Below are 26898 nucleotides of genomic sequence, written 5' to 3'. Positions count from 1 at the left end.
CAGGGGCTTACTTGATTTCGACGCTGGTGGAGGCCGGACTCGTCGGACGGGGCGACGGCTGCGGAGACGTCGTGTCTGACGGCCGCGTCGTCGGCTGCGACGGCGAGGTGGACGGACTCGACGGGCTAGTCGGCTCGGTCGACGAATCGGTCGGATCGTCGCTCGGCGACGGAGACGTCGTCTCGTCTGTGTCGGTCGGCTCCGTGGGCTCGCTCGTCTGCGACTCGAGGACCGTGGCGCGATCGTCGTCGTCGGACGTCGGATCCTCTTCGTGGCGCAGATCGGCGATCCGGTTACGGAACTCGGCGATCTTGTCGGCGTCACCGATCGGACCGAGTTCCAGTTCGGCGCGCGCGATGTAGGTGCGTCCCATCTGCTCGTCGCCCGATTCGTAGGCGGCCTTCGCGGCATCGAGGTTGTCTTCGACGTTCACCCGAGCCTGCGTCTGCTTGGCCTGCTCGGAGAACACGACCTGCTTGACGCTCCACAGCGGGTCACCGGGTTCGGCACCCTCGGACATCACCATCAGACCCGCACCGAACACGGCGAGGATCGCGGCGGCGCCCGACACGATGCGAAGACGGCGCGACATCGAACCGCGTCCGGTCTGGACGGCGATGGCCGCGTCGATCTGCCCGAGCGTCGGCTCCGCGGGGATCGGCGCGCTGAGCGCATCGGTGCGCCACGCGGTGATCATTGCGGCGAGCTGGTACTCCGAGTCATCAGACACCGGCGTGGGACGTCCCACCGCCAGATCACTGATGAACGCCTCATCATGGCCGACCGCGCCGAGATCGACGGGATCACCGTCATGCCAGTCGTGCTGATCGCGTTTGCGGTTCATCGACGCCCACCTGCCCCGGTGACAATCTTCTTGAGTTTCGTGAGTGCGCGATGCTGCGCGACGCGGACCGCGCCCGGGCTCGAATCGACCATGTCCGCGGTCTCTTCGGCCGACAGGCCGACGACCAGGCGCAGCACCAGGATCTCGCGCTGCTTCTCCGGCAGATGTTCCAGGAGCTGACGCATCTGGCGACCGGCATCGGCGTCCAGAGCGGACTGCTCGGGTCCGTTCGCGAAGTCCACGGTCTCGGGGATCTCGTCGACCGGGTCAGCTTTGATCCGCGATGCCGAACGCATCGCATCCGCCACTTTGTGGGAGGCGATGCCGTACACGAAAGCCATGAATGGTCGCCCCTGGTCTTGGTACCGGGGCAACGCCGTCATCACAGCCATCAACACCTCCTGAGCCACATCGTCAGCGGAGAACAGGTGCCGTTCACCGGCACCCATCCGTGCTCGGCAGTAACGCAGGACTGGTTCCCGCACACTTTCGAGCACTGAGCTGAGCGCTTCGCGGTCGCCATCAGCGGCCGCACGGACCGCCTGGCCCAACGCATCACCTGTCAGTTTCATCGTCAATCGAGTCTCGAAGTGTTACGGGTTGATAAAAATGGACGTCTCGGGTCACACCGGTGTCGGCTGGCGGACGATCCCTGAGATGCACCCGACCACTGTATCGATCCCCGACTACCGCTCATGCCGCCGGAGTGACCGGCATGCCGCGCGCGGCCAGTCGATCAGCCGAATCCGCAGCTCGCCGCGCGGCGGCCGCCGGGTCGGGGCCGATTCCGGAGAGCATCGTCACGGCCGCCCACTGCAACGGCAGCAACCCCCAGGTGGTGCACGCGTTCTCGCAGTCGGAGGCAATGGACGCCGCGGTCCGCAGCTCTCCGTTCGCTGCGGCGACGGCTGCCGCGATGAGGTCGGTCTTGACGACGTGCCGGGGCGACGGCGCGTCGGCGGCGAGCCGAAGCGCCCGCTCTCGCGGCTCGACGGCCCCGGGCGTGTCACCGGAGAAGAGTGCGAACTCTGTCTGCACCCAAGCGTGCCGCAGACGGACTCGCCCGTCCGTGATCCACTCCCCCGCGCGAACCTCCCCCGCGCGGCCCTCCCGATCGGCCAGGAGGCTGCCCGCCCGCGCCAACAGTGCGCGGGATGCGCCGAAGTCGCCGACGCCGAGTCCGTCGGCCGCGAGGCCGACCAGCCCGTCGATCCACGCGGCGAACGCCCACTCATCGCCCTCGTCGCGCGCCGCGCCTGCCACCAGACGGCACGCCAGACCGTCGTCGATGAGGGCCGTGCCGTGCCCGCCCGCCTGCCGGATGAGGGAGGCACGCGTGGAGTGGGCGAGCGACGCCGTCCGCGGGTCGGTCGTCTCCCGCGCGAGGGCGTCGAGTGCCGCCCGAGCGGCCGCGCCGTGTCCGCGAGCGCCGAGATCGACCGCCGCGGCCCACGTATCGACACCGTCCGGGGTCGACGACGATTGCGGCCACCACGACGCATTCGACCACCACGGGGAACTCGTCGAGTCCATTTCCGCCTTTCATGTTTGAACATCTAGATCGAATTGATTAACTTCACGTAACTGTAAGTGAGATTCCAAAGTATCCGAGCCACCGGCAGTCACCGTCCATTTGCTTGCCATTCACCTTCGGCGCGCGGTCACCTGCTCACTCTCGTCAACTCTCGCCGACATGAGCACCCGACGCAGGCCCCGCAGGCCCGAACCAAACGACCAGGTCACTACTCTCTTCTACGGCGTGACCACACGATCCGAACCAGCATTGGCAGCACCGAGAACCGAACGAATCTGCGACACCGATCGTTCACCGAAACCCACTGGAAACAAAAGGAAAACCCTGCGAATCGCGTTTTGACTCACTTTTCATCGACGTCCTACCGTGAGCAGAGACGACAGAGGCGTCTACACGAGAAGCAGGAGCACTACGTTGATCACCACGCTCGACCGACTCCCCGGACCCAACGCCGATTTCTGGGATTGGCAGATGCACGGCACTTGTCGAGGATTGGATTCCGCAGTCTTCTTCCATCCGGAGGGCGAACGCGGTCAGGCTCGCGCCCAGCGTGAGCGTCAGGCCAAGCAGGTCTGCGCCGCGTGTCCGGTCCTCGCCCAGTGCCGATCGCACGCACTGTCGGTCGACGAGCCTTACGGCATCTGGGGCGGACTCACCGAGTCCGAGCGCAACCTGATCCGCCGACGGGCGCCACAGGGCCGACTCGGCCGCGCCTCCTAGGCTCGCCTGCCAGCCCCCGCCTGCCCCAGACAGAACTCGACCCAGACAGAACTTGACCCAGACAGAGCGACGCCCCGCCGAAGGATCGGCGGGGCGTCGGTCGTCGTGAGGCTGGTATCAGCCGACCACTGCGAGAATGTCGCGGGCCGAAAGAATCAGGTAGTCCTCGCCGGCGTACTTGATCTCGGTGCCGCCGTACTTGCTGTAGATCACGACGTCGCCCTCGGCGACGTCGACGGGGACGCGGTTGCCCTGCTCGTTGACGCGACCCGGTCCGACTGCCACGACCTTGCCCTCAGAGGGCTTCTCCTTGGCGGAATCGGGGATGACCAGTCCTGAAGCAGTGGTGGTCTCTGCTTCCACGGTCTGGACAAGAATCTTGTCTTCCAGCGGCTTGATGTTCACGCTCGCCACGATGTCATTCCTTTTCGTTCGTGTATTGAATAACGTTCGCGGCCCTTGAAGGCGCACCACCACGTCGTCGCGGGTGCCGCGGCGGGAGCGCCAGAGCCAACTAGCACTCTACCCATGCGAGTGCCAGCTCTCAACACCGGACGGTACTTTCGATCACAGTTTGCTGATCTGTACCGACATACCGGGGTCGGTCGCGACGGTCAGCGGCGACGCGGGCGCGCCGCCACCGATCACGTGCGCGCCGAGCGTCGCGACCATCACACCGTTGTCGGTGCACAGGCGCGGCCGGGGAATGCGCAGATCAATACCTTCCCGTGCGGTCCGTTCCTGCGCCAGCGACCGGATGCGCGAATTGGCCGTCGCTCCCCCGCCGAGCACCAGCGTGGTCACCTCGCGCGCCTGACACGCGCGGATCGCCTTGGCGGTCAACACGTCCGCGACCGCCTCCTGGAACGACGCCGCGACGTCTGGCACCGACACCTCGCGCCCGGCCCGCACCTCGCCCTCGACGAACCGTGCGACCGCAGTCTTGACGCCGGAGAACGAGAAGTCGAACGGTGCGTCGCGCGGGCCGGTCATGCCGCGCGGGAACGCGATGGCCGACGGGTCGCCGTCGCGGGCGGCCGCGTCGAGGGCGGGTCCGCCGGGATAGCCGAGGTCGAGGAGCCGGGCCACCTTGTCGAACGCTTCGCCCGCGGCGTCGTCGACAGTGGTCCCCATCTCGATGATCGGCTGCGACAACTGCTCGATGCCGAGCAGATGCGTGTGCCCGCCCGAGACGAGCAGGGCCACCGACGGCGGCATCGGGCCGTGTTCGAGGGTGTCGACGGCGACGTGGCCGCCGAGATGGTTCACCGCGTACAGCGGGACGTCCCACGCGAGCGCGTACGCCTTGGCTGCGGCCACCCCGACCAGGAGCGCGCCCGCCAGGCCGGGCCCGATGGTGACGGCGATCGCGTCCGGCCGATCGATGCCCGCCGCCTCCCGGGCGCGCGTCATGGTCGGGACCATCGCCTGCAGGTGCGCGCGCGACGCGACCTCTGGCACCACGCCGCCGTACCGGGCGTGCTCGTCGACGCTGGAGGCCACCCCGTCGGCCAGCAGCGTGGCACTCTCGCCGTCCCAGTCGACGACGCCGACGCCGGTCTCGTCGCACGAGCTCTCGATGCCCATCACGATCACGGGTGGTCCTCCTTCGCGGACTCGCCCGCCGGACGCACCATCGTGTAGGCGTCTGCACCGGAGGGCTGATAGTAGTTGCGCCGGGTCCCGGCGACGGTGAAGCCAGTGCGCTCGTACAGGGCGATCGCGGGCGCGTTGTCGGTGCGGACCTCCAGGTACACGGCGGCATTCTCGCGGTCGGCGACGGCGAGCAGCGCATCGAGCAGGGCCCGCCCGTGCCCGCGCCCCTGGTGGGTGGGGTCGACGGCGATCGTGTGGACCTCGCATTCGCGGTCGTCGACGGGCCCGAGCACACTCACGCCCGCGTAGCCGACGAGTGTCCCGTCGTCGGCTCGGGCGGCGAAGTAGCGGTTGTGGGCGGCGCGCAATTCGGCGACGAAACCGGCGAGCGGCCACGGCGAGTCGCCCGCGAACAGCTGCGCCTCGAGTTCCGCGCAGCGCGGCAGGTCGGCGGGGGTCAGCGCGCTCACCGGAGTCGCCGGCGTGTCAGGCACCGTCGGTCACCGGCAGGAGCGACTTGCGTCGCTGGTCCTTGAGCTCGACAGCGTCGGGCCGCCGCAGGTACAGCGGTTCGAGCGGCGGCGGGACCACCCCCGCGGAGATCGCGTCGAACGCCACGGACGCGAGCGCGGCAGGCGTCGGATGCGTCGCGCCGATCTCCTCGGCGCGACCCGCGGCGATCGGCTCGGTGAACGCCGGCGGGCCGACGACGGCGTCGACCGGCTGGTCGGCGAGGGCATCGGCGACCGTCGCAGGCGGGGCGACGTCGGGTCCAGCCGTCCGCTGCCCGTCGCGGTAGCGGGCCCAGTACACCTCGCGACGTCGGGCGTCGGTGACGACGAGCGCGGTCCGATCGGCGGCCACCACGGCGATCGCGTCGAGCGAGCACACCCCGTGCACCGGGATGCCGAGCGCGTCGCCGTAGGCCGCAGCGGTCGCGAGCCCCACCCGCAGCCCGGTGAACGGGCCGGGGCCCGCACCGACGACGACGGCGTCCAGATCGGCTCCGGCCAGGCCCGCCTCGTCGAGTACCTCGCGGATGAGGGTCGTCAGGATCTCGGCGTGCCGCCGGTGATCGTGGACGGTGCGTTCGGCGAGCGTGCTCGCCTCGCCTGACGCCGTCAGCCGTACCACTCCGGTGACGACCGTCTCGGTAGCGGTGTCGATCGTGAGAACGGTCCGCTCGCCGCTCATGTGCTCACCCACTCCCACACGGCGTGCCGCGTCTCGGATTCGTCGTCGCGGCGCAGCCGCACCAGCAGATGTCGGTCGGTCAGTCGTTCGGCGACGCCCTCGCCCCATTCGACGACCACGACGCTGTCGGCGAGGTCGGTGTCGAGGTCGAGCGCGTCGAGATCGTCGAGGGTCGCGGCACCGTTCGCGTCGGCGAGCCGGTACGCGTCGACGTGGATCAGGCCGGGACGTCCGTCGCCGCCCGGCGCGTGCTGGCGGGCGATGATGAACGTCGGCGACGACACCCGCCCGGTGACGCCGAGCCCGGCGCCGATGCCGCGGGTGAGCGCCGTCTTCCCGGCGCCCAGCGGCCCGTCGAGGATCACCAGGTCACCTGCCCGCAGGTCGGCGGCGAGTTCGCGGCCGAGCGCCTCGGTGTCGGCGGTATCCGGCAGGTCGCGCCTGCCGCTGCGCTCGGTATGACGGCTGCCGCCGGGGTGCTCAGTCATTGCGGGCCTTCCGGATCGGCTGACTGGTTCGTGCGCCGGAGTTCGCCGGCGTCTGGGGCCTGCCCAACGCGAGCCGTGACCTCGACACCAGATCGTCGATGCCGTCGTTGACGAGGTCGGGAGCCTCTACCGGCAGCATGTGCCCGCAGCCTTCGGCGACGATCAGTCGCGAGTCCGTCCCGAGCCCGGCGTACATGCGCAGCGAGTTGGGCAGCGGAGTCAGCCGATCGAAGTCGCCTGCCATGACGACGGACGGAACCTGCGCGAGCACCGGCAGCGCCGTCGACTCGTCGTGGCTCTCCAACGCTTTGAGGAAGTTCACCATGGTCCCGATATGCGTGTTCTGGATCATCTTCTCGACGGCGCGCCCCGCGGCCGGACTGTAGTAGTCGGGCCCGAAACTCGCCGCGATGAGCACGGGTTCGACTGCGCGTCGGGTGATGCCACGTCCGGCCTGGACGGCGCGCGGAACGTAGCGGACCGAGAGTCGAAAGGCGTCGACGATCGGATTGTTCAGACCTTCACCGAGCCCGATCTCGGTGATCCCGCGGACCGCCGTCGACACGAGTGCGACACCCGCGATGCGTCCGCGGTGGCCGAACAGCCGCGAATGGCGGCGGGCGAGCGACATGATCGACATCCCACCCATCGAATGTCCGACGAGGACCACCGGCCCGGTCGGCGCCATGGTCCGGATGACGGCGGCCAGGTCGTCACCGAGCTGCGCCATCGTCGAACTGGATCGGGGCACGCGATCGCTCGCGCCGTGCCCGCGCTGGTCGTAGAACACCATCTTGATGCGGCGGTCGGCCCAGCGTTGCGCCAGCCCATACCGCTGGAAGTGCCAGGACGCCATCCGCAGCGTGAACCCGTGGACGAAGACCACGGTCAGTTCCGGCGTCGACGTGCGGCCCCACGACTGCCCGCTCTCGTCGGTGTCCGGCCCGGTGGTCACCGAGCGGACCGCGAGCGCGACCCCGTCGTCGGCGGTCACGGTCGACGCCTCGTCCCGGTACATCGCGGTGAAGTCGATGTCACGATGCGGATCGACCCCGGGCGTCTTGTGGACGCTGCGCCGCCGCACCACCCCGCCGGCCACCTCTCGGCCGAGCGCGCCGACCTGCCCGAGACCCGACCGCCATGCCGGTCGGGGCCGCTCTCTTCGTCGTTCATCCATTGGAGTCCCCCTGGGTGTGCTCCGTCTGCGCTGGTACCGCCGCGACACGATCCGGCTGCACGTGAGCCGGTCCCCCCGTGTAGCGGCGTTCGGGTCGAGACCCGATGCGCGAGACGATTTCATAATCGATGGTTCCGAGTTCGTCGGCCCAGTCCGTCGCGGTGGGCACCCGTGCGCCGTCCGCTGCGGACGCGGGACCGAACAGCACGGCGCGGTCGCCTTCGCGGACGCCTCCGCCGTCGGGCCCGAGGTCGACGACCAACTGGTCCATGCAGATCCGGCCGACGTTCGGGTACAGCCGATCGCCGATGTGGACCTGCAGTCGTCCGGACAGGCTTCGTGGAACGCCGTCGGCGTATCCGGCGGGGACCACGCCGATCACGGTGTCGGCGGCCGCATGCCAGGTGTGGTTGTAGGAGACGCCCTGGCCGGCGTCGGCCCGCTTGACCGTCGTCACCTGTGATTCGAGGGTCATCGCCGGGATCAACCCGAAGTCGCCCATCGCCGGGATCGGCGAGTATCCGTACATCGCGATGCCCGGGCGCACCAGGTCTCGCGACAGGTCGGGGCGGGTGAGCGCGGCGGGCGAGTTGGACATGTGGACCACCGCTGGCGGCGCGCCGAGCCTGGTGAGGTCGGTGACGGCCGCGTCGAGGCGTTGGGCCTGCAGGTCGTTGTGCGGATGGTCGGGCTCGTCGCCGAACGCGAGGTGGCACATGACGCCGTGGAGTTCGACGGCGCCGTCGGCGACGGCGCGGGCGAGGTCGGACGCGGCCTGCTCCCACTCTTCGCGGGCGACGCCGCTCCGACCGAGCCCGGTGTCGACCTTGACCGAGACGACGGCGCGGGTACCCGTGGCACGCGCCGCGTCCACGACGGCCGCGAGCTGTCGCGGCGACGAGACGGCGATGTCGATGCCGTCGGCGACGGCCCCGGCGAAGTCGGAGTCGGGTCGGTGCAGCCACGCGGTGATGTGCGCGTCGATGCCGCCCGCCCGCAGTTCGCGGGCTTCGCGGATGCTCGCGGTGCCGAGCGCTTGCGCGCCTGCGGCGAGGGCGGCGCGTGCCACCGGCAGCGCGCCGTGACCGTAGCCGTCCGCCTTGACCACCGCGATGACTCCGGCGCCGGAGCGTTCGCGGAGTACACCGACGTTGTGCGCGATGGCGTCAAGGTCGATGGTGGCGATCAGATTTGCAGTGGTCATCACTTCTATTGTCGCAAACGCATCAGTTCGCGTAACGCCGGCGCGACCGCTGCGACGAGGTCGGACGCTCCGATCGGTGCTCCCCCGCTCGCGCGCGCCGCCGCGTGGGCGTGCAGTCGGGCGGCCATCGTCGCGGCTTCGCGCGGCGGTATTCCCGCCGCCAGGAGCGCGCCCGCGATACCGGAGAGGACGTCGCCGGAACCCGCGGTGGCCGCCCACGACGAACCCGCGTCGGTCCCCCACACGGTGCCGTCTGAGTCGGCGACGAGCGTGACGCGACCCTTGAGGAGGACGGTGACGCCCAGGTCAGCGGCCAGACACCGGACCGCGGCGAGCCGGTCCTGGGCGAGGAGGTCGGCGGCGGTGCTGCCCGCGGCGACGGCGAGTCGGGTGAACTCACCGGCGTGCGGGGTCAGCAGGACCGGGCTCTGTCGGGAGGCGATCGCGGCGCGCAGGTCGGCGTCGTCGGCGAGCATGGTCAGCGCGTCGGCGTCGACGAGGACGGGAACGGGATCGGCGAGGACCCGGCGCAGCGCGTCGGCCGAATCACTGTCGGTGCCGAATCCGGGACCGATCACCCACGCCTGGACGCGGCCCGCGTCGTCGAGGTCGGCCACCGCCACCGCCTCCGGGCGATGTGCGACGACCTGCGCCGCAGCGGATCCGACATAGCGGGTCATTCCCGATGTGGCGGCGATCGCGGCGGTCGTCGCGAGGACCGCCGCCCCGGGGTAGCGGGCCGATCCGGCGATCACGCCGACGACGCCCTGCGTGTACTTGTCGTCGGACGGGCCGGGCAACGGCCAGGCGCGGGCCACGTCGCCGTCCGACGGCGACGCGATCTCAGGACGTTCGGGGGCCTCGATCCCGATGTCGCGCACGGCGATCGACCCGCACGAGGGCGCCGCGAGCAGGTGGGCGAGCCGGCGCAGCGAGAACGTGACGGTCGCGTCGGCCCGCACCGACGGGGTGTGCACGATCCCGGTGTCGGGGTCGACCCCGGACGGCAGGTCGACGGCGACGACCGGGATGCCGGCCTGCGCGACGTCGGCCATCAGCGTCGCGCCCGGTTCACGCAACGGCCCGTGGCCGCCGAGTCCGACGATCGCGTCGACGACCAGGTCGGCGCCGTCGAAAGGATCGGCGTCGGTGACGTGGCCGCCGACCGCGCGGAAGTCGGCGAGCCCGGCCTCGTGCACACGGTCGGGCGCGGTCAGGACGGCTCGTACTCGGACGCCGCGGCCGCGGAGATGTCGGGCCGCGTACAGCGCGTCGCCGCCGTTGTCGCCCGCACCGACGACGAGCACGACGGTCCGGCCGTACGCGCCGTCGTAGCGGCGACGCAGTTCGTCGAGGACAGTCGCCGCCACACCGTGTGCGGCCCGCGCCATCAGCACCCCGTCGGTCAGCAGCGGTCCGGTGGAACGCTCGGCGTCCCGAATCGACTGCGCAGCATGGAATCCGATCACGACGAGGCCGCCTCCTGCGCTATTCGACGGTGACCGATTTGGCCAGGTTCCGCGGCTTGTCGACGTCGTACCCGCGCGACTGCGCGACGGTCGCGGCGAACACCTGCAGCGGGACCGTCGACACGAGCGGCTGCAGCAGTGTCGGCGTCGCCGGGATCGGGATCAGGTGGTCGGCGATGGCCGCAGCGGCTTCGTCGTCCGGTTCGGCGATCACGATGGTCGTCGCACCGCGCGCCTGGATCTCGCGGATGTTGCTGACCATCTTCGAGTGCAGCAGGGCGCGTCCGGTCGGCGACGGCATCACGATGATCACCGGCAGACCGTCCTCGATGAGCGCGATCGGGCCGTGCTTGAGCTCGCCGGCCGCGAAGCCCTCAGCATGGATGTACGCGAGCTCTTTGAGCTTCAGCGCGCCTTCGAGGGCCACCGGGTAGCCGACGTGACGGCCGAGGAACAGGACGGTGTCGCTCGACGCGAACGACCGGGCCAACTCGCGGACCGGCTCCATCTGTTCCAGGACCGTCTGGACGGCCGCCGGGATCTGCTCGAGTTCGGTGAACTCCCGGACCACCTCGTCCTGGTATTTGGTGCCGAGCGCCTGCGCCAGCGCCAGACCCACCAGGTAGGCGGCGGCGATCTGCGCGAGGAAGCACTTGGTGGACGCGACACCGATCTCCGGTCCGGCGTGCGTGTACAGCACTGCATCGGATTCGCGCGGGATCTGGGCGCCGTTGGTGTTGCAGATCGCGAGGACGCGGGCCTTCTGGTCCTTGGCGTGGCGGACCGCCTCGAGGGTGTCGGCGGTCTCGCCGGACTGGCTGATCGCGACGACGAGCGTCGAACGTCCCAGCACCGGGTCCCGGTAGCGGAACTCGCTGGCCAGTTCGACTTCGACCGGCAACCGCGTCCAGTGCTCGATCGCGTACTTGGCGATGAGGCCCGCGTGGTAGGCGGTGCCGCAGGCGACGACGAACACCTTGTCGACGTCACGAAGATCCTGGTCGGACAGTCGTTGCTCGTCGAGGACGATGCGGCCGTCCTGGAGGTGTCCGGACATGGTGCTCTCGAGGGCTTCGGGCTGCTCGGCGATCTCCTTGAGCATGAAGTAGTCGTAACCGCCCTTCTCGGCGGCTGCGAGATCCCAGTCGATGTGGAACGGGGTGCCGCCGGTCGCGGCGCCGTCGAAGTCGGTGATCGAGTAGCTGTCGGCGGTGATGACGACGACCTCGTCCTGGCCGAGCTCCACAGCGTCGCGGGTGTGCTCGATGAACGCGGTCACATCCGAGGCGACGAACATCTCGCCGTCGCCGACACCGACGACGAGCGGCGTGGACCGGCGGGCGGCGACGATGGTGCCTGGGTGGTCGGCGTGGGTGAACACGAGCGTGAACGCGCCTTCCAGACGGCGCAGCGTCGCGTACGCGCTCGCCACGAAGTCGCCCGCGTGCTCCCCGGAGGCGTATTCGCGTTCCAGCAGGTGAACCGCGGTCTCGGTGTCGGTGTCCGACGAGAACTCGACGCCTGCGTTCTCGAGTTCGACGCGCAGCGGCGAATAGTTCTCGATGATCCCGTTGTGGACGACGGCGAGCCTGCCGTCGGCACTCACGTGCGGGTGCGCATTGCGGTCGGTCGGCTGGCCGTGCGTCGCCCACCGCGTGTGGCCGATGCCGGTGCTGCCGCGCAGCGTCTCGGCGCCGACCTCGGCGATCTGCTTGTCGAGATTCTCCAGCCGGCCCGCCTTCTTCTCGACGGCCAGCCCTCCGTCACCGTCGAGAATGGCGACTCCGGCGGAGTCGTACCCCCGGTATTCCATCCGACGCAGAGCGTCGACGACGATGCCCAACGCGGGGCGCGCGCCCACGTATCCAACGATTCCGCACATGAGATAAAAGAGTACCGGCTACTCCTTGGGAGGCTTCGCTCCCAGCAGTTGTGACAGGTGATCGAGCGCGGCGGGCTCGGCCTCGTCCACCGAGGTCGCGACCGCATCGCCCATCGTGGCTTCCGGGTCGGAGAACGCCGCGTACCGCTCGTCGCCGGTCAGCGTGTGCAGCAGGTATCCGGTGAGTTGGGCGCGGACCGGGCCGTGCGTGTCCTTGTCGGCGCCGTTGACGCCGAGGAACGCCTTGAGTCCCCGCCGTTCCAGGAGGCCGCGATTGTCGGCGGCCTCGATGGTGCGGAACACCACATCTCCGCCGAGATTCTCGGCGAGGGCCAGCGCATTCCCGGTCATCGAGTCGATCTGTCCACCGGCCGCGAGCACGAGTGCAGGCGCGGTGACCGTCGCCGCGGCGGGCAGCAGATCGGCGGTGGTCGGCGCGCCGAATACGGTGGCGAGGGCACTCAGCGCGATCGGCGGGCGTCCGAGGAGGACGGCGTCCGACGCGGCGCGCACCGCTGCCGCGGCACCGAAGCCGTGTCCGGCGACGCCGACGCGGTGCGGGTCGACGCTGACCGTGCCGTCGCCGAGTTGGACGCTCTGCAGCACGGTGACGGCGGCCCGCAGGTCGGTGGCGAGGTCGATGTCGGAGGCGAAGACTCCGGTCTGCCCGTCCGGGACGGCGACGACGATGCCCCATGACGCGAGGTGGAATACCAGGTCGCGGTAGCGCGGGCTGGCGGCGAGCCAGTCGTGGGCGAAGGCAACGGCCGGCAGCTTGGTGCCGACGCGTGGCGCGAAGATCTGGCCGCTCATCCCGACGATGCCGAGATCCCCGCGGTCCACCTTGTGGGGTCCGCGTCGTGTGAGTTCTGCCATCAGTTTGTCGGGCGGCGGCGCCACCACTTTCTTCCCGAACACGGTTCCTACCCTAACCCGGCGAGGCGCCTCGCTCGCGCACCCGCCGCCGGACCGCCGGTTCGAGCAGCGGCGGCAGGAGCGCAGTGTCGGCGGGTGCGGCAGGCGCGGGTCGTGGTGGCGGAGTCTGCCTGCGGAGCAGGTAGCGGCGTTCGGCGTCCTCGAAGGCCTCGGCCGCGACGTCCCCGGAACGGACGATCCGGTCGGCGGCACTCATCGCCTGCCCGCTAGGACGAGTTCGCCTGCGGACGGATGCCCTGGGCCGTCGTCGGCGGCGCCCGTATCGGCGCTCACGGCGCGAACGGTGTCGGCGAGCGCCTCGGTGACCGTCCGGCCGACGGTGTCCGCGTACTCGATGCGTGCGATGAGTTCGCCACGCACATCGTCGCGGGCCACCGATCCGGCCGCGACACTGATGCGCAGCGCGCCGATGTCGATCCCGCAGATCGTGGGTTCGCAGACGGTCGCCATGGCGTGACGGTAGCGGCCCATGACGTCGGTGACGGTCGACGTCGCCGCGTCGAGCGTGGCCGCTGTCTCGGCGATCTCGGCGACGACCGCGTCCACGTTCGTCGTCGCGGACGCCAACGCAATGCCTGCCGCGCCGCCGCCGCTCCCCGACCAGAGGTCGCCGAAGGAGACGTCGGTCGACACGGTCGCGTCGTCGAGGAGACGCGCGGTGGCCCGTAGTCGGGCGGCGTCGGCGGCGAGCGCGTCGACGTCGAACGCCTCCGCGTCGCGGTGCGGCGCGCGGACGACGGTCTCGTCGTATGCGATCAGACCCAGGTCGGCCCCGACGTCGAGGATCATGATGAGGTCATCGATCACGGCAGACTCCGCAGACCGTGCGCGACGGCGGTGTCCGCGGCCGCCATTTCGGCGGCGTTCCGTCGGACGCGCCCGGCGGCGTCGCCGACGCCGCCCGCTGCGTTCTCGAGACGGTCCGCGAGGTCGGTGAGTCGGGCGTCGAGGCCGGTCTCCCGTCCGTCGCGCCACCATGCCCCGAACCCGCCGGCGCGGAGCTCGGCGACGCAGTCGGCGGCATCGGACGCGAGCGCCGCCTGGCGCGCGGTGTGATCGATCAGTCCGTCAGCGTCGACGTGGACGCCCGTCATCTGCCTCATACTCTTTGGACGCAGCGGGACGCGCCCGGGTTCCCCGACACGCCGAGAGAGGGGCGGTAGTCCTCAGACAGCGGCGACGACGGCGGCGACGCGAGCGGCGATGTCGCGCGCGTCCTCATGCGTGCCCGCCTCGACCATGACCCGGACCAGTTGTTCGGTCCCCGAGGGGCGCAACAGGATTCGACCAGAACCGTCGAGCTCGCGTTCGGCGATCGAGACCGCCTGCCGCACCGTCTCGGCGAGGGCGACGGCATGCTTGTCGCTGACCGGGACGTTGATGAGTTCCTGCGGGAGCACAGTGACGACGCCCGCGAGGTCGGCGAGACGTTTACCGGTCGACGCGACCCGAGCCGCCAGCCGCAGGCCGGTGAGCACACCGTCGCCGGTGGTGCCCGCGGCCGGGATCACGATGTGGCCGGACTGTTCGCCGCCGAGCGCATACCCGCCCTTGCGGAGCTCCTCCAGGACGTAGCGGTCACCGACACCGGTCACCTTCACGTCGATCCCCGCGTCGCGCATCGCCAGGTGCAGACCGAGGTTGCTCATCACGGTCGCGACGAGCACGTCGTCGGTGAGTTCACCGCGTTCGTGCATGTCCAGGGCGAGGATCGCCATGATCATGTCGCCGTCGACCACGGCGCCCGTCGAATCGACGGCGAGACAGCGGTCGGCGTCGCCGTCGTGTGCGAGGCCCAGGTCGGCGCCGTGCTCGAGGACGGCGGCCTGCAGGACGTCGAGGTGCGTCGAACCGCAGCCGTCGTTGATGTTCACGCCGTCGGGCCGGCAGTGGATGGCGATCACCGTCGCGCCCGCCGCCTCGTACGCGTTCGGGCCGATGGTCGACGCGGCGCCGTTCGCGCCGTCGACGACGATCGTCAACCCCTCCAGCGAGCCGTCGACGGACGCGGCGAGGTGACCCAGATAGCGTTCCTCGGCGTCCGGGGCGTCGTGGAGACGCCCGACGCCTGCGCCTGTCGGACGCGGGTTCGGCGCGCCCATGGCGGCTTCGATGGCGTCCTCGACATGGTCGGCCAGCTTGTGTCCGCCTGCCGCGAAGAATTTGATGCCGTTGTCGGGCATCGGATTGTGTGACGCGGAGATCATCACGCCGAAGTCGGCGCCGTAATCCGCGGTCAGGAATGCGACTGCGGGGGTCGGCACCACACCGACCCGGATCGCGTCCGCACCGGCGGCCGCGAGGCCCGCACACAGGGCGGCCTCGAGCAGTTCGCCGGAAGCTCGGGGGTCTCGACCGACCACGACACGAGGCCGGCGGCCTGACGCATCGTCTCGGGAGTTCTGTTGTGCACCGAGAACAGAAACGGCGGCCGAAGCCAGGCGCAACGCCAGCTCTGCAGTGAGCTGGGCGTTGGCCAGGCCTCGGACGCCGTCGGTGCCGAAAAGGCGTGCCACAGTAGCGAAGTCGATCAGCGCTTGCTGTACTGCGAAGCCTTGCGGGCCTTCTTCAAGCCGTACTTCTTACGCTCGACCGCACGTGCGTCACGCGTCAGGAAGCCAGCCTTCTTGAGGACCGCACGGTCCTCGGGGCTGACCTCGATGAGGCCGCGGGCGATTGCCAGACGCAGCGCGCCTGCCTGACCCGACGGGCCGCCGCCGACGAGGCGAGCGTGGATGTCGAACGAGTCGGTGCGCTCGACGGTCACCAGCGGAGCCTTGATGAGCTGCTGGTGGACCTTGTTGGGGAAGTAGTCCTCAAGGGTGCGGCCGTTGAGGCGGAAGTCACCGGTGCCCGAGACGAGGCGGACACGGACGACAGCTTCCTTACGACGACCGACAGTCTGGATCGGGTGTTCCAGGACCACGGGGCCGCGGGTCGATGCGCCTTCGACGGCGACCTCTTCGATCGACTCGCTCGTGTACGAGCCGTCCTCCAGGACGATCTCTTCTTCGGCGGCGACGACCTCGATGTTCTCGTTCTCGCTCACTGGGCAACCTGCTTGATCTCGAAGGGGACGGGCTGCTGAGCCGCGTGCGGGTGGTTCGGGCCTGCGTAGACCTTCAGCTTCTGGGCGATCTGATCGCCGAGCTTGTTCTTCGGCAGCATGCCCTTGACAGCCTTCTCCACGAGACGGTCGGGACGGGTCGCGAGGACCTCACCGACGGTGCGGGACTTCAGGCCGCCCGGGTGACCCGAGTGGTGGTAGATGCGCTTGTCGTTCGCCTTGTTGCCGCTGATCGCGACCTTGTCGGCGTTGATGATGACGACGTAGTCGCCACCGTCGACGTGCGGGGCGTAGGTCGGCTTGTGCTTGCCGCGGAGCAGATTCGCGCTCTGCACGGCGAGGCGGCCGAGCACCACGTCGGTGGCGTCGATGACGTGCCACGTGCGGGTCACGTCACCTGCCTTGGGGCTGTAAGTAGCCACAGTAGGTCCTCACTTGATCGTTCGTTGCTGGTCAGGCAGGCGTGCACGCCGATTCCCGGCGACCAGTGGGGACCCGGGGGCGCGAAACGCACGCTGCCAGCGATCCAGAGTACGGGGCCGCGGCGGCGCAGGTCAAAACGGGTCGCGCCTACTCCGGGACGGAGAGGTCGAGGCGGACGGTCACCTCGTCGGCGACCTTCAGCGCGCCCATCATCGTGGAGAACTGTTTGATGCCGAAGTCGGTCTGGCGCACCGTGGTCTCGCCTGCGACACGTCGGTCCGCGCCGCTGCCCGACGGCGCGACGACCACGCGGTGCTCACGAGAGCGCCCGGCGATGGTGAGCGTCCCGTCGATGCGGTACCCGTCGCCGTCGACGGCGACACCGGTCGAGACGAAGGTGATCTCGGCGAACTCGTCGGCTTTCAACGACTTGACCGCGTTGCCGCGGGCGACGCCGCGCTCGGGTGCGCTCATCGGCGTGAGGCCGCCTTCTCCGGAGATCACCTGGAGCGAGTCGACGACGACGCGGACCCGCACCTGCGACGGCGCGTCGACGTCGACGGTCGCTGACCAGTCGGTGAAACCGATCGTCAGACTGTGCCCGGTGCGGGCGGCTTTGCCCGCCACGCCCGTGTGCAGGGTGAGTTCTCCGGTGGCCGGGCCGAAAGTCGTGATGCTCATGCACGCCAGCGTACGGGCGCGTGACCTCACTTTCCCCGCTCAGCGTCGGCATTCGCTCCAGAGACGATGCCGGCGCTGAGCGGGGAAAGTGAGGTCACGCGGGTCGTAGCGATGCGACGACGTCGGCGCAGACTGTGTCGATCGCCTGCTCGCCGCTCCCCCGCTGGCATCCGACGCTCGTCTGAATCGACCGTTCGACGTCGACGTACCAGGCGATCGGCGGGCCGGATTCGGGACGTTCCCGATAGGAGATGACGCGTCGCCCGCCGAACACGGTGTCGGGCGCGAACTCGAGGACCGCGTCGTCGGCGCGCTGGGCGATCCGGTTGGCCATGCTCTCCGCGACGCTCGCCCGTGTGGACCCGGCCCGCAGCGTGGTGACGACCACGACGATCCGGCTCCCGTCGGAGTCGGTGAACACCGCTCGCTCCCCGGAACCGTCGGCGGGACGGTCGTCGGACAGGTCCGACCGCTGCCAGCCCGCAGGCGCCTTCACCTGCACGGGCCCGACCCGCTGATCGGTCGTCGCCGACTCGGCGGGCGACGGACCCGGTTTGACCAGGAACCAGCCGAGGCCGAGGAGTGCGCACGCGACGACGCCGACCACAAGCGGCGTCTTGGGGCGCGGCGACGGTGCGGGCGGCGGCGGGATCGCCGCGGCCAACCTGGCGCGCGTCGATACCGCTCGTCCCCCGTGCCTGGTGAGGAGCGCCCGGTCGGCGCGGACCACACCACCGGACGGTGCGGTGATAGTCCGCAGCGCGTCGTCGATCGACGCCGGGTCGGGGCCGTCGACGACGGCGACGTCGGCGGCCGAGACGATCGTCGCCCACTCGTCGTCTTCGGGGACGTCGGCGGGCAGTGTGACGGCGACGCCGGTGATCGTCCAGTCGCCGTCACGCAACTGCAGGAGATGTGCCGCCCAGTGGCCGCCGGTCGACGGCACGACTGCGGTCTCGATCACCGCGCAACGCTGTACGGACGCGTCGGCGTGGCTCCGTGCGAGGGCGAGAGCCCGCGGCACGGGGGTCGCGGTGACGCCGACCGCGGCGAGTCGGCGGGTGAGTTCGGCGATCCGGCGCGTACCCCACGTCGACGGATGCGTGACCTGCACGGTTCCCGGCGGGACGACGATCGGGACGGCCAGCCCGGGTTCGTCGATGTGCTCGAACATCTCGTCGACGCCGCGATGGTTCTCGCCGTATCCGAGGTCGAGGACGCCGCTCACCGGTCGGTCCCCCCGTCTGGTGCGACCCCGTCTGGTGCGACCATGTCGGGTGCGACCACCTGGACGGCTTCGGCGCGACGGCTCCGCGAGATGTATTCGCCTCGCCCGACGCCGAGCTTGCGCATCCGATGCCTGCCGACGATGTAGCCCTCGTCGGGGTCGCCCGCCATCAGGAACACGTCGCACGAGAGGTCCCGCATGCGGGCGATGAACGGGTCGAACAGGGCACGCCCGATACCGCCCGACCGGCGCGCGAGGATCACCCGCAGCCCGATGTCGCGGGCGTGGCCGAGGAGGTCGGCGATCGGTGCGAGCGGGTTTCCGGCGGGGCTCGTGACGAGGTCGTAGTCGTCGATCACCAGGTAGACGTCGGGTCCGGTCCACCAACTGCGGTCGGCGAGGTCGTCGGCGCTGACGTCGTCGGCGGGCAGCCGGGCGGTGAGGAATTCGGCGAGTTGCGCCATCATCGGCGCCGCTGTCCGGGTCGACGTCGCGTATCCGGCGAGGTGGTCGCCGGTGACGGCGCCGAGCAGGGTCCGCCGGTAGTCGACGAGCACGATCTTCACATCGGTCGCGGGCCCGGATGCGACGAGCCCGCCCACCAGCACGCGCAGTGTGTTGGTCTTGCCGGACTCGGCGTCGCCGAACACCAGCAGGTGCGCTTCGCGGGCGAAGTCGACGACGAACGGCGCAAGTTCGGCCTCCCCGAGCCCGATCGCGACCTGCCCGGGGCTCGACGGCTGTTCGTGGGCGGCGAACTCGGCTGCCGTCAGTTGCGTCGTGAGGGTCCGGACGGCGGGCGCCCGCTCGTCGGGATACCGTGCGGCGACCTCGTCGACGAGGGCCGTCGTCGATCCGTCGATGCTCGGCGAGGCGATCAGCAGGTGCAGTCCGTCTGCGGTGATGCCGCGGCCGGGCCGGTCTGCGGGCACGCGCGCGGCACTGCGACGGTCCATCTCGGAGTCGAGGGCGTCGCCGAGTTTCAGTTCGATCCTGGTGCCGAGCAGGTCTTTCACGCTCGGTCGGATGTCGGCCCAGCGCGCGGCGGCGACCAGTACGTGCACCCGGTATGCGAGGCCGCGTGCGACGAGGTCGGTCACCTGTTCTTCTAATTCTTCGAACTCGTTGCGCAGGACGCCGAACCCGTCGATCACCAGGAAGACGTCGCCGTACCCGTCGTCGAGGCCGTCCGGCGCGGCCGCTTCTCGCGCGGTGAGGACACCGGCCACTTCGGCGACGGTGCGGCGCACCGCGTCCGGCCTAGTGCGCGGCGCGACGCCGCCGACGTGCGGCAGTCCGGCGATCGCGGCGAGCGCTCCGCCGCCGAAGTCGAGGCAGTACACGCTCGCCTCGCCGGGTGCGTGGCCGAGCGCGAGGCCGGCGATGAGGGTGCAGAGCGCGCTCGACTTGCCCGATCGCGGCCCGCCGACGACCGCCGCGTGACCGGCGGCGCCGGAGAGGTCGACGAGCAGCGGGTCGCGCCGCTGATCGTAGGGGCGGTCGACGATGCCGAGGACCGTGCGGAGTCGGCCGGGCGAACCGCCGGTCTCGGCGAGCACGGTGTCGAGGCCGATCGCGGGTTCCAGCGGCGGCAGCCACACCGGGTGCGGTCGTGAGCCGTGGCCGTCGATCCGTCCGACGAGTGTCGCCAACACGGTCGGCGCCATCGTGTCGGTCTCGTGCTCGGCGGGTTCCTCGTCGTCGGCGGGCAGTCGCACTATGGTGTCGGCGTTCCAGATGCGGACGACGCCCGCTGGCCCGCGTTCTCCGGCGACGGCGTCGGCGGCAGGCGGGGTGTACGGCCCGGACACGTACGACGTCCGGAAGCGCACCGGCGTCGACGAGTCGCATTTGAGGTAGGCGGCCCCCGGTTCGCTCGGCAGATGGTAGGCGTCGGGTACTCCGAGCACGGTGCGGGATTCGTTGGCGGAGAATGTCTTCAACCCGATCCGGTACGACAGGTGGCTGTCGAGTCCGCGTAGACGCCCTTCCTCCAATCGTTGCGAGGCGAGGAGCAGGTGGATGTGCAACGACCGTCCGAGTCGGCCGATCGCGACGAACAGTTCGGCGAAGTCCGGCTTCTGTGCGAGCAGTTCGGAGAATTCGTCGACGACGACGACCAGCGCGGGCAACGGCGGCAGGTCGGCGCCCGCGGCGCGGGCCCGCTCGTAATCGGTGACGTTCGCGAAGTTGCCCGCCGCGCGCAGCAGTTCCTGGCGGCGGTGCAGTTCGCCGGAGAGCGCGTCGGCCATCCGGTCGACCATCTCCAACTCGTGTTCGAGGTTCGTGATGACGGCCGCGACATGATTCGACGACTCTAGGCCGAGAAACGTTGCGCCGCCTTTGAAGTCGACCAGGACGAGGTTCAGTTCGTCGGGCGAATGCGTGGCCATCAAGCCGAGTACGAGGGTCCTGAGCAGTTCGGATTTACCTGATCCGGTCGCCCCGACACACAGCCCGTGGGGTCCCATCCCGCCGTGGGCGCTCTCTTTGAGGTCGAGGTCGACGGGCGTCCCGTCGACCGTGTAGCCGATCGGGACGCGTAGACGTTGCGCACCGTGTCGGCCACGCCAGGCCAGGGACGGGTCGAAACCGCCCGCATCGGGGACGCCGAGGAGCCCGGGCAGACCGGGGTCGGCGGCGGTGATCGGGGTGTCGAGGTCGGCGAGCGCACCGAACGACGCAGGCCGATACCGTGCCAGCCGCCGCGCGATGGCCTCGGCGTTCGCGAGCCCGCACGCGTCGGCGGTCGCGAACTCCTCAACTCCTGCAGCAGTTCTCGCCGACAGTCGATCCCTGTCGACGATCAACGACAGTCCGCGGCGGGCAGCCAGCGAGTCGGCGGTCTCGCCGAGTTCGAGGACGGTGACGCCGTCGAGGCCTGCACCGAGCATCAACTCCTCCTCGCCGGTCAACGCCTCGTCGCCGACGATCACCAGAAGATGCCGTAACCCCGGCGACGGGTCGGTCCGCGAGAAGCGGCCACGGTCGGCGAGGTGGTCGGCCAGATCGTCTTCGAGTGCGGCGAGCGATCGGTAGATCATCCGTGTCGGACCGAGCCCGTCCACCCGTTCGGGGTGCCCGACGTGCGGCAACCACTTGATCCAGTCCCAGTGCGGGGCGATCGGGTCGGCGACGGCGACTGCGACGCCGAGATGGTCGGGACCGTGTTGGACGGCGAGTCGGCAGACCACCGACCGCATGAGAGCGTGGACGTCGTCGTGCGGTCCGGACAGGCTGACCGCGGGGAACCCACGCAGGGCGAGCGCCGTCGCCAGGCCGGGCACCGCCGACCGGGCCTGCACGAATCTGCGCAGCGCCACCGCCGACACGGGTTCGACGTTCTCCACGGGCGCGGTCTCCGGCGGCGTCAGGTCGCCTGCGAGCCGATGTGCGCCGAGCCCGATCCGGACGTCGCCGAAGTCATCGTCGGACGGCCGCCGCTCCCACATGCGGGCCGTCCCGATCAGTGACGCGAGCGACCGCGGGTCGGGATGATCGCGTTCGGTGTCCGCACGTTGGACGGCGGCCGCCTCGTCCGCGGTGTCGCGCAATGCCGCCAGATGCCGAAGATAGTCCTTGCGGTCTTCGTTTACTTCGGCGGCCCGGGCGGGGCCGCCGCGCCCGCCGGAGGCCACCATCCCGACCATCGACATCACCATCATCAGCGGAAACATGAGGAACAGCGGGTTCGCGAACGCCGACCGACCGCCGGTCACGGCCATCATGGCGATCATTCCGACGACGGCGATCACCATGACGGCGGGCATCAGCCGGAGCAGCATGTTCTGCGGGACGGCCCGCGCCAGTTCGGGCGGCGGCGCCAGAGTCAGATCGCCGGGTGGCGGCGCGGTCCGCGGCGGCCGAGGACGACGCCGGTGACCGATCGTCGGCGTCCAGCTTGCCGCGTTCGTGCCCGAAAAGCTCTCTGTGTTCATGATTCCCCCGAATCCCCCACACCGATCGCGTCGAAGTGGTTATCTCGACGCCATCGTCGCCTCGCGGCGATGCACTGGTTGTACACCGAACCTCGGGGGAGGGTTTGCGAAATGACCGTTGTGACTGAATCCGTTCGGATCTCGGTGATCGGGGGACGCACCCAAGTCGACGTGGCCGCACCGGCGGACGTCCCACTGGCCGCGCTGCTGCCCGATCTGCTCGCACTGCTGCACGTCGACGCGACGGGCGCCTGTTGGACGCTGGCCCGCGTGGGCGGGCCGCCGCTGCCCACCACCGCGACTCTGCAAGGTGCGGACGTGCACGACGGCGACCTCCTCGTGCTGACCGACGACCCGCCGGAGAGCCCCGGCGCGATGGTCGATGACGTGGCGGCAGGCGTCACGGCGTTGACGCGCGAATCCCGCAGCGAGTGGACGGCCGATTCCGCGCGGTGGGCCGCATACGCGGCCGTCCTGCTGGCCGCGGTCGTCTCGGCTGTGGCAGCGATCGTCGCGGTCTACGCGGGCGATGCCGCCGCTCCCCTGCTGTTCACGCCGGTGGCGGCGGCCGTGTCGATGGTCGCCGCGTTGACCGGCCGCAGGCTCGGCTCCGATCCACGGCTGTGCGCGACCCTGTCCGTCACCGCGTGCGTGTTCGGTGCGGCCGCAGGCGTCGCGGCCGGCGGTGGCGGACTGCCCGCGCAGGTCGCTCTCGCCGGCGTCGTCGCCGGGACGCTCGCGGTGCTCGGCCATCGCGGGACCGGAACGGCCGCGGCACTGCACACCGCGATCGCGACGGTCGGGCTCGGCGCCGCGCTGACCGGCGGGCTCGCGTCGGTGTGGTCGGCTCCGCCGCTGTCGATCGCGGCGACGTCCGCGGCGATGGGTGTCCTGCTGCTGCCGTCGGCGAGCCGGATCGCGATCGCACTCGGCGGCCTCCCGCTGCCGCCGGTGCCGGTGGCTGCGCCGCCGACCGGTGACCCGACGGCCCGACGTTCGGTGGTCGACGGCGTCGACGCCCTCGGTCCTGTCCCCGCCGATCCGCTCGGCGCCCTCGCCGACCTCGCCCTCGGCGACCTCGCAGCACTCTCCCGGCGGACCGCGGCGGCATCGTCGTACCTGACCGGGATCCTGGCAGGCGCCGGGGTTTGGATCGTGGTCGCGGTGACCGTGACGGCCGCCGTCGGATCGCCCGACACCGTCGTCCTCGCGTACTGTGCGGCGGCAGCGGCGTCGCTGCTGGTCCGCGGACGCGTCCACGCCGATCGCATCCAGTCGACGGCACTCATCCTGAGTGGGGCGTGCGCTGTCGCCGGGATCATCGTCGCCGCAATGTGCGTGGGCCCGATCCAGGTCGGCTCAGGATCGTCGACGGCGGTCACCGCGATGTGTGCGGCGGCCGCGCTGGGCGCGGCGGGGCTCCTCGTCGGGACGGTGGCCGCGGGACGCGACTTCTCGCCGCTGCAGGTGCGGGCCGTGGAACTCGTCCAGATCGGCATCCTCGTCGTCGTGGTGCCGCTCCTGTTGTGGGTGCTCGACGCGTACCGACTCGTCCGCGAGTGGTGACGTGCGCGTGGTGCGGGCGGCCGCGGCCGCCCTCCTGCTCCTGACCTCGTGCCCGGGAATCGCGTCGGCCATCCCGTCGGCGGCGCCGTTCGGCCCGTTGACGCCGACCGAACAGCATGCGCGGTGCGCCCGCCCGGTCGCGACGGCCGCCGCCGACGTCCCGGCAGGCCACGACCTGCTCGACGTCGCCGCTGCGCACCGATTCAGCCGCGGCGAAGGGGTCACCGTCGCGGTCATCGACACCGGTGTGACACCGCATCGTCGACTGCCGGGGCTCGTCGCGGGCGGCGACTATGTGTCCGGCGACGACGGCTTGTCCGACTGCGACGTCCACGGCACGCTGGTCGCCGGAATCATCGCCGCGCGAAGCGATCCCGGTGACGGATTCGTCGGCGTCGCACCCGCAGCGCGGATCGTCTCCATCCGGCAGTCGTCCGGCGCGTTCCGCGCGAAGACGTCCCGGGCCGCGAACGCCGCGGAGGCGACGGTCGGCGTCGGTTACGGCCCGCTCGCGACGCTGGCCAAGGCGATCGTGCGCGCCGTCGACCTCCGCGCGGACGTCGTCAACATCTCGGAGACGGCCTGTCTTGCGCCGTCGGAGGTGCTCGGCGACGACGCCGTCGGCCAGGCGTTGCAGTACGCGCTCGCCAAGGACGTCGTCGTGGTGACCGCTGCGGGCAACCTCGCGGACGCGACGTCGTGCCGGGAACAGAATCCGGATCCGGCCACCGACATCAAGACCGTCGCCACGCCCGCCCGGTTCGCGCCTCTGGTCGTGACCGTCGGCGCCGCGCAGGCGGCCGACGGCACCGCGGCCTCGTTCAGTCTCCGGGGGCCGTGGGTGTCGGTCGGCGCACCCGGCACCGACGTCGTCAGCATCGCCCCGACCACCCGCGGCCCTCGTCCGGTGTACGCGTTGGCAGGCGCCGACGGCGCTAGCCCGCTGGCCGGAACCAGTTACGCCGCCGCGTACGTCGCGGGCACCGTCGCGCTGGTGCGGTCCCGGTTCCCGGATCTGTCGGCGGCCGAGGTGATCGAGCGGATCGTCGCGACCGCGCACGGCGGCGGCCACGACGGAGCTCTCGGCGCCGGGATCATCGACCCCGTCGCCGCTCTCACCGCACACCTGCCGTCGCGACCGGATCCGGCGGTCGGGCACGCCGTCGACGCTCCCTCCCCGCCTGGACACGGGCCCGGTGGCGCCGGACGCATCCTCGTCACCGTGGCGCTCGCGGCGCTCCTGCTCGCCGTCAGTTGGCGGTTCGTGCGGGCCGCAGCTCCCGCGGGAGCGCGAACGTCAACGTCTCCTCTGCGGTGGTGACGGTCTCGACGTCGTTGAAGCCGTGCTCGGCGAGCAGGTCGACCACACCGCGCACCAGCACCTCGGGCACCGATGCGCCCGAGGTCAGGCCGACGGTCGTCACACCGTCGAGCCACGTCGGATCGATCTCTCGCGCGTAGTCGACGAGGTACGAGGACTTCGCACCGTTCTGCAGCGCCACTTCGACGAGGCGGACCGAGTTGGACGAGTTCTTCGACCCGACGACGATCACCAGATCGCATTTCGGAGCCATCGCCTTCACGGCCACCTGACGGTTCTGGGTGGCGTAGCAGATGTCGTCCGACGGCGGATCGTTGAGCAGCGGAAACTTCTCCCGCAGCCGCTTGACCGTCTGCATCGTCTCGTCCACCGACAGCGTGGTCTGCGACAACCAGACGACGCGCTCGGGGTCGCGGACCTGCACCTGATCGACGGCGTCGGGGCCGTCCACCAGCTGGATGTGTTCGGGCGCCTCGCCTGACGTGCCTTCGACCTCCTCGTGGCCCTCGTGGCCGATGAGGACGATGTCGTAGTCGTCGCGGGCGAAACGCTTCGCCTCCTGGTGCACCTTGGTGACCAGCGGGCAGGTGGCGTCGATGGTCTGCAGGCTTCGTTCAGCCGCGGTGCGGTGCACTTCCGGGGACACGCCGTGCGCGGAGAAGACGACGATCGCGCTCTCCGGCACCTCGTCGGTCTCGTTGACGAAGATCGCGCCCCGATCGGAGAGGGTTTCGACCACGTGCCGGTTGTGGACGATCTCCTTTCGGACGTATACCGGCGCACCGTGCTTGTCGAGCGCCCGTTCCACGGCCTCGACGGCACGGTCGACTCCCGCGCAGTAGCCGCGCGGGGAGGCGAGAAGGACACGCTTGGATTCAGCCATAACACCAATCGTACGGCTGTGAGAAGCTAAGTACATGAATCGTCCTCCGTACCCCGCTCGTGTGGTCGCCGGTCTGCTGGCCACGACCGTCGAGGAGACCCGGAAACTGCCCACGCGCGTCGTCACGCTGCCGATGTCGGCGGTCAGCTCTGCACTGCAGGCCGGGATGCGTCTGCAGCAGAACATCGCCGAACTCGCCATCAAGGGCGACGACGTGCTCGCGCCGATCTTCGACAAGGCCGAAGAGCAGCCTGCGTGGGCGACATTCGACGAAGACGACGATGACACGCTGCCGCCCGCGCCTGCGAAACCGGCGGCGGCGAAGGCCATGGCGGTCACGCCGGAGGCAGCCGAGCCCGTCGCAGCGAAGCCGGCCGCTGAACCAGTCCAGACGGAACCAGTCCCGACGGAATCCGTCCAGACGGAATCCGCGGCCGAGCCTGGTGCGGGTCGATTCGCGCTCTACAGTTCGTCGACCGCCGACGTCGCGCCCGGTGCGACCGAGGCCGCGCCCGCTGCGTCGTCGTCGGCCACGGGGCCGCAGATCGTCGTCGACCTCGACTACGACACGTTGACGCTCGCCCAGGTGCGCGCCAAGGTCCGTTCGCTGTCGCTCGCCGATCTGCAGGCGCTCGCCGAGTACGAGCGCGCCAACCGCAACCGGTCGCCGTTCGTGACGATGATCGACAACCGCGTCGCCGCCGAACAGAAGAAGGCCGACAGCGCCCAGTGATGTCAGGATCAGGC

27 protein-coding genes are annotated in these 26898 nt (G+C 70.4%); 4 read left to right on the top strand and 23 right to left on the bottom strand.

The features are described from left to right. Nucleotides 1–7 precede the first annotated feature (7 nt). The 3 genes from L5G28_RS16080 to L5G28_RS16070 form a co-directional block, all read right to left on the bottom strand. Nucleotides 8–844, bottom strand: coding sequence for an anti-sigma-D factor RsdA (locus L5G28_RS16080; RefSeq protein ID WP_236999591.1), 837 nt, complete (start codon nt 842–844; stop codon nt 8–10). Further along, nucleotides 841–1416: a sigma-70 family RNA polymerase sigma factor gene (locus L5G28_RS16075; RefSeq protein WP_236999592.1), complete on the bottom strand. Its 576-nt coding sequence runs from the start codon at nt 1414–1416 to the stop codon at nt 841–843. Before L5G28_RS16075 ends, L5G28_RS16080 begins: the two co-directional genes overlap by 4 nt. 121 nt (nt 1417–1537) lie before the next feature. Then, nucleotides 1538–2377, bottom strand: coding sequence for a hypothetical protein (locus tag L5G28_RS16070; RefSeq protein ID WP_237002403.1), 840 nt, complete (start codon nt 2375–2377; stop codon nt 1538–1540). Nucleotides 2378–2849: 472 nt separating this feature from the next. On the opposite strand from L5G28_RS16070, the gene L5G28_RS16065 reads away from it, so the two are divergent. After that, on the top strand, nt 2850–3098 hold the full coding sequence (locus L5G28_RS16065; RefSeq protein ID WP_265743178.1) for a WhiB family transcriptional regulator: 249 nt from the start codon (nt 2850–2852) through the stop codon (nt 3096–3098). A 117-nt stretch (nt 3099–3215) separates the two neighbouring features. Here the strand turns inward: L5G28_RS16065 and groES are convergent, their stop codons facing one another. The 19 genes from groES to eccCa form a co-directional block, all read right to left on the bottom strand. Next, entirely contained in the window at nt 3216–3512 is a 297-nt protein-coding gene (gene groES / locus L5G28_RS16060) for a co-chaperone GroES (RefSeq protein WP_237002402.1), read from the bottom strand. Between the two features lie 153 nt (nt 3513–3665). Then, nucleotides 3666–4694, bottom strand: a complete 1029-nt coding sequence (gene tsaD, locus L5G28_RS16055) for a tRNA (adenosine(37)-N6)-threonylcarbamoyltransferase complex transferase subunit TsaD (RefSeq protein ID WP_237002401.1) — start codon at nt 4692–4694, stop codon at nt 3666–3668. Beyond that, nucleotides 4691–5188 (bottom strand): ribosomal protein S18-alanine N-acetyltransferase, encoded by a 498-nt coding sequence (gene rimI, locus L5G28_RS16050; RefSeq protein WP_237002400.1) that lies wholly within the window; start codon nt 5186–5188, stop codon nt 4691–4693. Before rimI ends, tsaD begins: the two co-directional genes overlap by 4 nt. Next, nucleotides 5181–5888, bottom strand: coding sequence for a tRNA (adenosine(37)-N6)-threonylcarbamoyltransferase complex dimerization subunit type 1 TsaB (gene tsaB, locus L5G28_RS16045; RefSeq protein ID WP_237002399.1), 708 nt, complete (start codon nt 5886–5888; stop codon nt 5181–5183). The genes rimI and tsaB overlap by 8 nt, the downstream gene beginning before the upstream one ends. After that, nucleotides 5885–6376: a tRNA (adenosine(37)-N6)-threonylcarbamoyltransferase complex ATPase subunit type 1 TsaE gene (gene tsaE / locus L5G28_RS16040; RefSeq protein WP_237002398.1), complete on the bottom strand. Its 492-nt coding sequence runs from the start codon at nt 6374–6376 to the stop codon at nt 5885–5887. The genes tsaB and tsaE overlap by 4 nt, the downstream gene beginning before the upstream one ends. Beyond that, nucleotides 6369–7553: an alpha/beta fold hydrolase gene (locus L5G28_RS16035; RefSeq protein WP_237002397.1), complete on the bottom strand. Its 1185-nt coding sequence runs from the start codon at nt 7551–7553 to the stop codon at nt 6369–6371. Before L5G28_RS16035 ends, tsaE begins: the two co-directional genes overlap by 8 nt. Continuing rightward, nucleotides 7546–8757: an alanine racemase gene (alr, locus tag L5G28_RS16030; protein WP_236999600.1), complete on the bottom strand. Its 1212-nt coding sequence runs from the start codon at nt 8755–8757 to the stop codon at nt 7546–7548. Before alr ends, L5G28_RS16035 begins: the two co-directional genes overlap by 8 nt. 5 nt (nt 8758–8762) lie before the next feature. After that, the gene (locus L5G28_RS16025; RefSeq protein ID WP_237002396.1) at nt 8763–10226 is read right to left on the bottom strand and encodes an NAD(P)H-hydrate dehydratase; all 1464 of its coding nucleotides are present in this window, start codon (nt 10224–10226) and stop codon (nt 8763–8765) included. A gap of 19 nt (nt 10227–10245) precedes the next feature. Beyond that, nucleotides 10246–12108 (bottom strand): glutamine--fructose-6-phosphate transaminase (isomerizing), encoded by a 1863-nt coding sequence (gene glmS, locus L5G28_RS16020; protein ID WP_237002395.1) that lies wholly within the window; start codon nt 12106–12108, stop codon nt 10246–10248. Between the two features lie 18 nt (nt 12109–12126). After that, nucleotides 12127–13026 carry a dienelactone hydrolase family protein gene (locus L5G28_RS16015; RefSeq protein ID WP_237002394.1) on the bottom strand — a complete coding sequence of 300 codons (900 nt, stop codon included), beginning with the start codon at nt 13024–13026 and terminating at the stop codon, nt 12127–12129. 10 nt (nt 13027–13036) lie between these two features. Then, entirely contained in the window at nt 13037–13240 is a 204-nt protein-coding gene (locus L5G28_RS16010) for a hypothetical protein (RefSeq protein ID WP_236999604.1), read from the bottom strand. After that, complete coding sequence (locus L5G28_RS16005; protein ID WP_237002393.1) at nt 13237–13851, bottom strand: hypothetical protein; 615 nt, start codon at nt 13849–13851, stop codon at nt 13237–13239. Before L5G28_RS16005 ends, L5G28_RS16010 begins: the two co-directional genes overlap by 4 nt. After that, the gene (locus L5G28_RS16000; protein ID WP_237002392.1) at nt 13848–14138 is read right to left on the bottom strand and encodes a hypothetical protein; all 291 of its coding nucleotides are present in this window, start codon (nt 14136–14138) and stop codon (nt 13848–13850) included. The genes L5G28_RS16005 and L5G28_RS16000 overlap by 4 nt, the downstream gene beginning before the upstream one ends. A gap of 72 nt (nt 14139–14210) precedes the next feature. Further along, nucleotides 14211–15560, bottom strand: coding sequence for a phosphoglucosamine mutase (glmM, locus tag L5G28_RS15995; protein WP_237002391.1), 1350 nt, complete (start codon nt 15558–15560; stop codon nt 14211–14213). A 14-nt stretch (nt 15561–15574) separates the two neighbouring features. Beyond that, nucleotides 15575–16093, bottom strand: coding sequence for a 30S ribosomal protein S9 (rpsI, locus tag L5G28_RS15990; RefSeq protein WP_236999608.1), 519 nt, complete (start codon nt 16091–16093; stop codon nt 15575–15577). Continuing rightward, the gene (gene rplM / locus L5G28_RS15985) at nt 16090–16533 is read right to left on the bottom strand and encodes a 50S ribosomal protein L13 (protein ID WP_237002390.1); all 444 of its coding nucleotides are present in this window, start codon (nt 16531–16533) and stop codon (nt 16090–16092) included. The genes rpsI and rplM overlap by 4 nt, the downstream gene beginning before the upstream one ends. A gap of 148 nt (nt 16534–16681) precedes the next feature. Next, nucleotides 16682–17215, bottom strand: a complete 534-nt coding sequence (locus L5G28_RS15980; protein ID WP_237002389.1) for a YceI family protein — start codon at nt 17213–17215, stop codon at nt 16682–16684. A 94-nt stretch (nt 17216–17309) separates the two neighbouring features. Further along, nucleotides 17310–18443: a type VII secretion-associated protein gene (locus tag L5G28_RS15975; RefSeq protein WP_237002388.1), complete on the bottom strand. Its 1134-nt coding sequence runs from the start codon at nt 18441–18443 to the stop codon at nt 17310–17312. Further along, the gene (eccCa, locus tag L5G28_RS15970) at nt 18440–22381 is read right to left on the bottom strand and encodes a type VII secretion protein EccCa (protein WP_237002387.1); all 3942 of its coding nucleotides are present in this window, start codon (nt 22379–22381) and stop codon (nt 18440–18442) included. The genes L5G28_RS15975 and eccCa overlap by 4 nt, the downstream gene beginning before the upstream one ends. Before the next feature lie 111 nt (nt 22382–22492). On the opposite strand from eccCa, the gene eccD reads away from it, so the two are divergent. Continuing rightward, complete coding sequence (eccD, locus tag L5G28_RS15965) at nt 22493–23947, top strand: type VII secretion integral membrane protein EccD (RefSeq protein ID WP_237002386.1); 1455 nt, start codon at nt 22493–22495, stop codon at nt 23945–23947. A 1-nt stretch (nt 23948) separates the two neighbouring features. Beyond that, on the top strand, nt 23949–25268 hold the full coding sequence (gene mycP / locus L5G28_RS15960) for a type VII secretion-associated serine protease mycosin (RefSeq protein WP_237002385.1): 1320 nt from the start codon (nt 23949–23951) through the stop codon (nt 25266–25268). Here mycP and L5G28_RS15955 read toward each other — a convergent pair. After that, nucleotides 25198–26187 (bottom strand): 4-hydroxy-3-methylbut-2-enyl diphosphate reductase, encoded by a 990-nt coding sequence (locus L5G28_RS15955; RefSeq protein ID WP_372477242.1) that lies wholly within the window; start codon nt 26185–26187, stop codon nt 25198–25200. The two genes, mycP and L5G28_RS15955, sit on opposite strands and share 71 nt — an antisense overlap. Between L5G28_RS15955 and L5G28_RS15950 the strand changes: the two genes are divergently transcribed. Then, nucleotides 26186–26884, top strand: a complete 699-nt coding sequence (locus tag L5G28_RS15950) for a lipid droplet-associated protein (RefSeq protein WP_237002383.1) — start codon at nt 26186–26188, stop codon at nt 26882–26884. The two genes, L5G28_RS15955 and L5G28_RS15950, sit on opposite strands and share 2 nt — an antisense overlap. Nucleotides 26885–26898: the final 14 nt, after the last annotated feature.

The organism is Gordonia liuliyuniae (assembly GCF_021739025.1).
Classification (GTDB): Bacteria; Actinomycetota; Actinomycetes; order Mycobacteriales; family Mycobacteriaceae; genus Gordonia; species Gordonia liuliyuniae.
This window is presented reverse-complemented; position numbering and strand designations above follow the sequence as displayed.

Excerpts from the sequence above, each read along its gene's own strand:
- glmS (WP_237002395.1), bottom strand. The coding sequence starts at position 12,108 with ATGTGCGGAATCGTTGGATACGTGGGCGCGCGCCCCGCGTTGGGCATC.
- eccD (WP_237002386.1), top strand. The coding sequence starts at position 22,493 with ATGACCGTTGTGACTGAATCCGTTCGGATCTCGGTGATCGGGGGACGC.
- L5G28_RS16035 (WP_237002397.1), bottom strand. The coding sequence starts at position 7,553 with ATGGATGAACGACGAAGAGAGCGGCCCCGACCGGCATGGCGGTCGGGT.
- L5G28_RS15955 (WP_372477242.1), bottom strand. The coding sequence starts at position 26,187 with ATGTACTTAGCTTCTCACAGCCGTACGATTGGTGTTATGGCTGAATCC.
- L5G28_RS16010 (WP_236999604.1), bottom strand. The coding sequence starts at position 13,240 with ATGAGTGCCGCCGACCGGATCGTCCGTTCCGGGGACGTCGCGGCCGAG.
- L5G28_RS16000 (WP_237002392.1), bottom strand. The coding sequence starts at position 14,138 with ATGACGGGCGTCCACGTCGACGCTGACGGACTGATCGATCACACCGCG.
- L5G28_RS16065 (WP_265743178.1), top strand. The coding sequence starts at position 2,850 with ATGCACGGCACTTGTCGAGGATTGGATTCCGCAGTCTTCTTCCATCCG.
- tsaE (WP_237002398.1), bottom strand. The coding sequence starts at position 6,376 with ATGACTGAGCACCCCGGCGGCAGCCGTCATACCGAGCGCAGCGGCAGG.
- alr (WP_236999600.1), bottom strand. The coding sequence starts at position 8,757 with ATGACCACTGCAAATCTGATCGCCACCATCGACCTTGACGCCATCGCG.
- L5G28_RS16075 (WP_236999592.1), bottom strand. The coding sequence starts at position 1,416 with ATGAAACTGACAGGTGATGCGTTGGGCCAGGCGGTCCGTGCGGCCGCT.
- tsaB (WP_237002399.1), bottom strand. The coding sequence starts at position 5,888 with ATGAGCGGCGAGCGGACCGTTCTCACGATCGACACCGCTACCGAGACG.
- eccCa (WP_237002387.1), bottom strand. The coding sequence starts at position 22,381 with ATGAACACAGAGAGCTTTTCGGGCACGAACGCGGCAAGCTGGACGCCG.
- L5G28_RS16080 (WP_236999591.1), bottom strand. The coding sequence starts at position 844 with ATGAACCGCAAACGCGATCAGCACGACTGGCATGACGGTGATCCCGTC.
- L5G28_RS15980 (WP_237002389.1), bottom strand. The coding sequence starts at position 17,215 with ATGAGCATCACGACTTTCGGCCCGGCCACCGGAGAACTCACCCTGCAC.
- L5G28_RS16070 (WP_237002403.1), bottom strand. The coding sequence starts at position 2,377 with ATGGACTCGACGAGTTCCCCGTGGTGGTCGAATGCGTCGTGGTGGCCG.
- L5G28_RS15950 (WP_237002383.1), top strand. The coding sequence starts at position 26,186 with ATGAATCGTCCTCCGTACCCCGCTCGTGTGGTCGCCGGTCTGCTGGCC.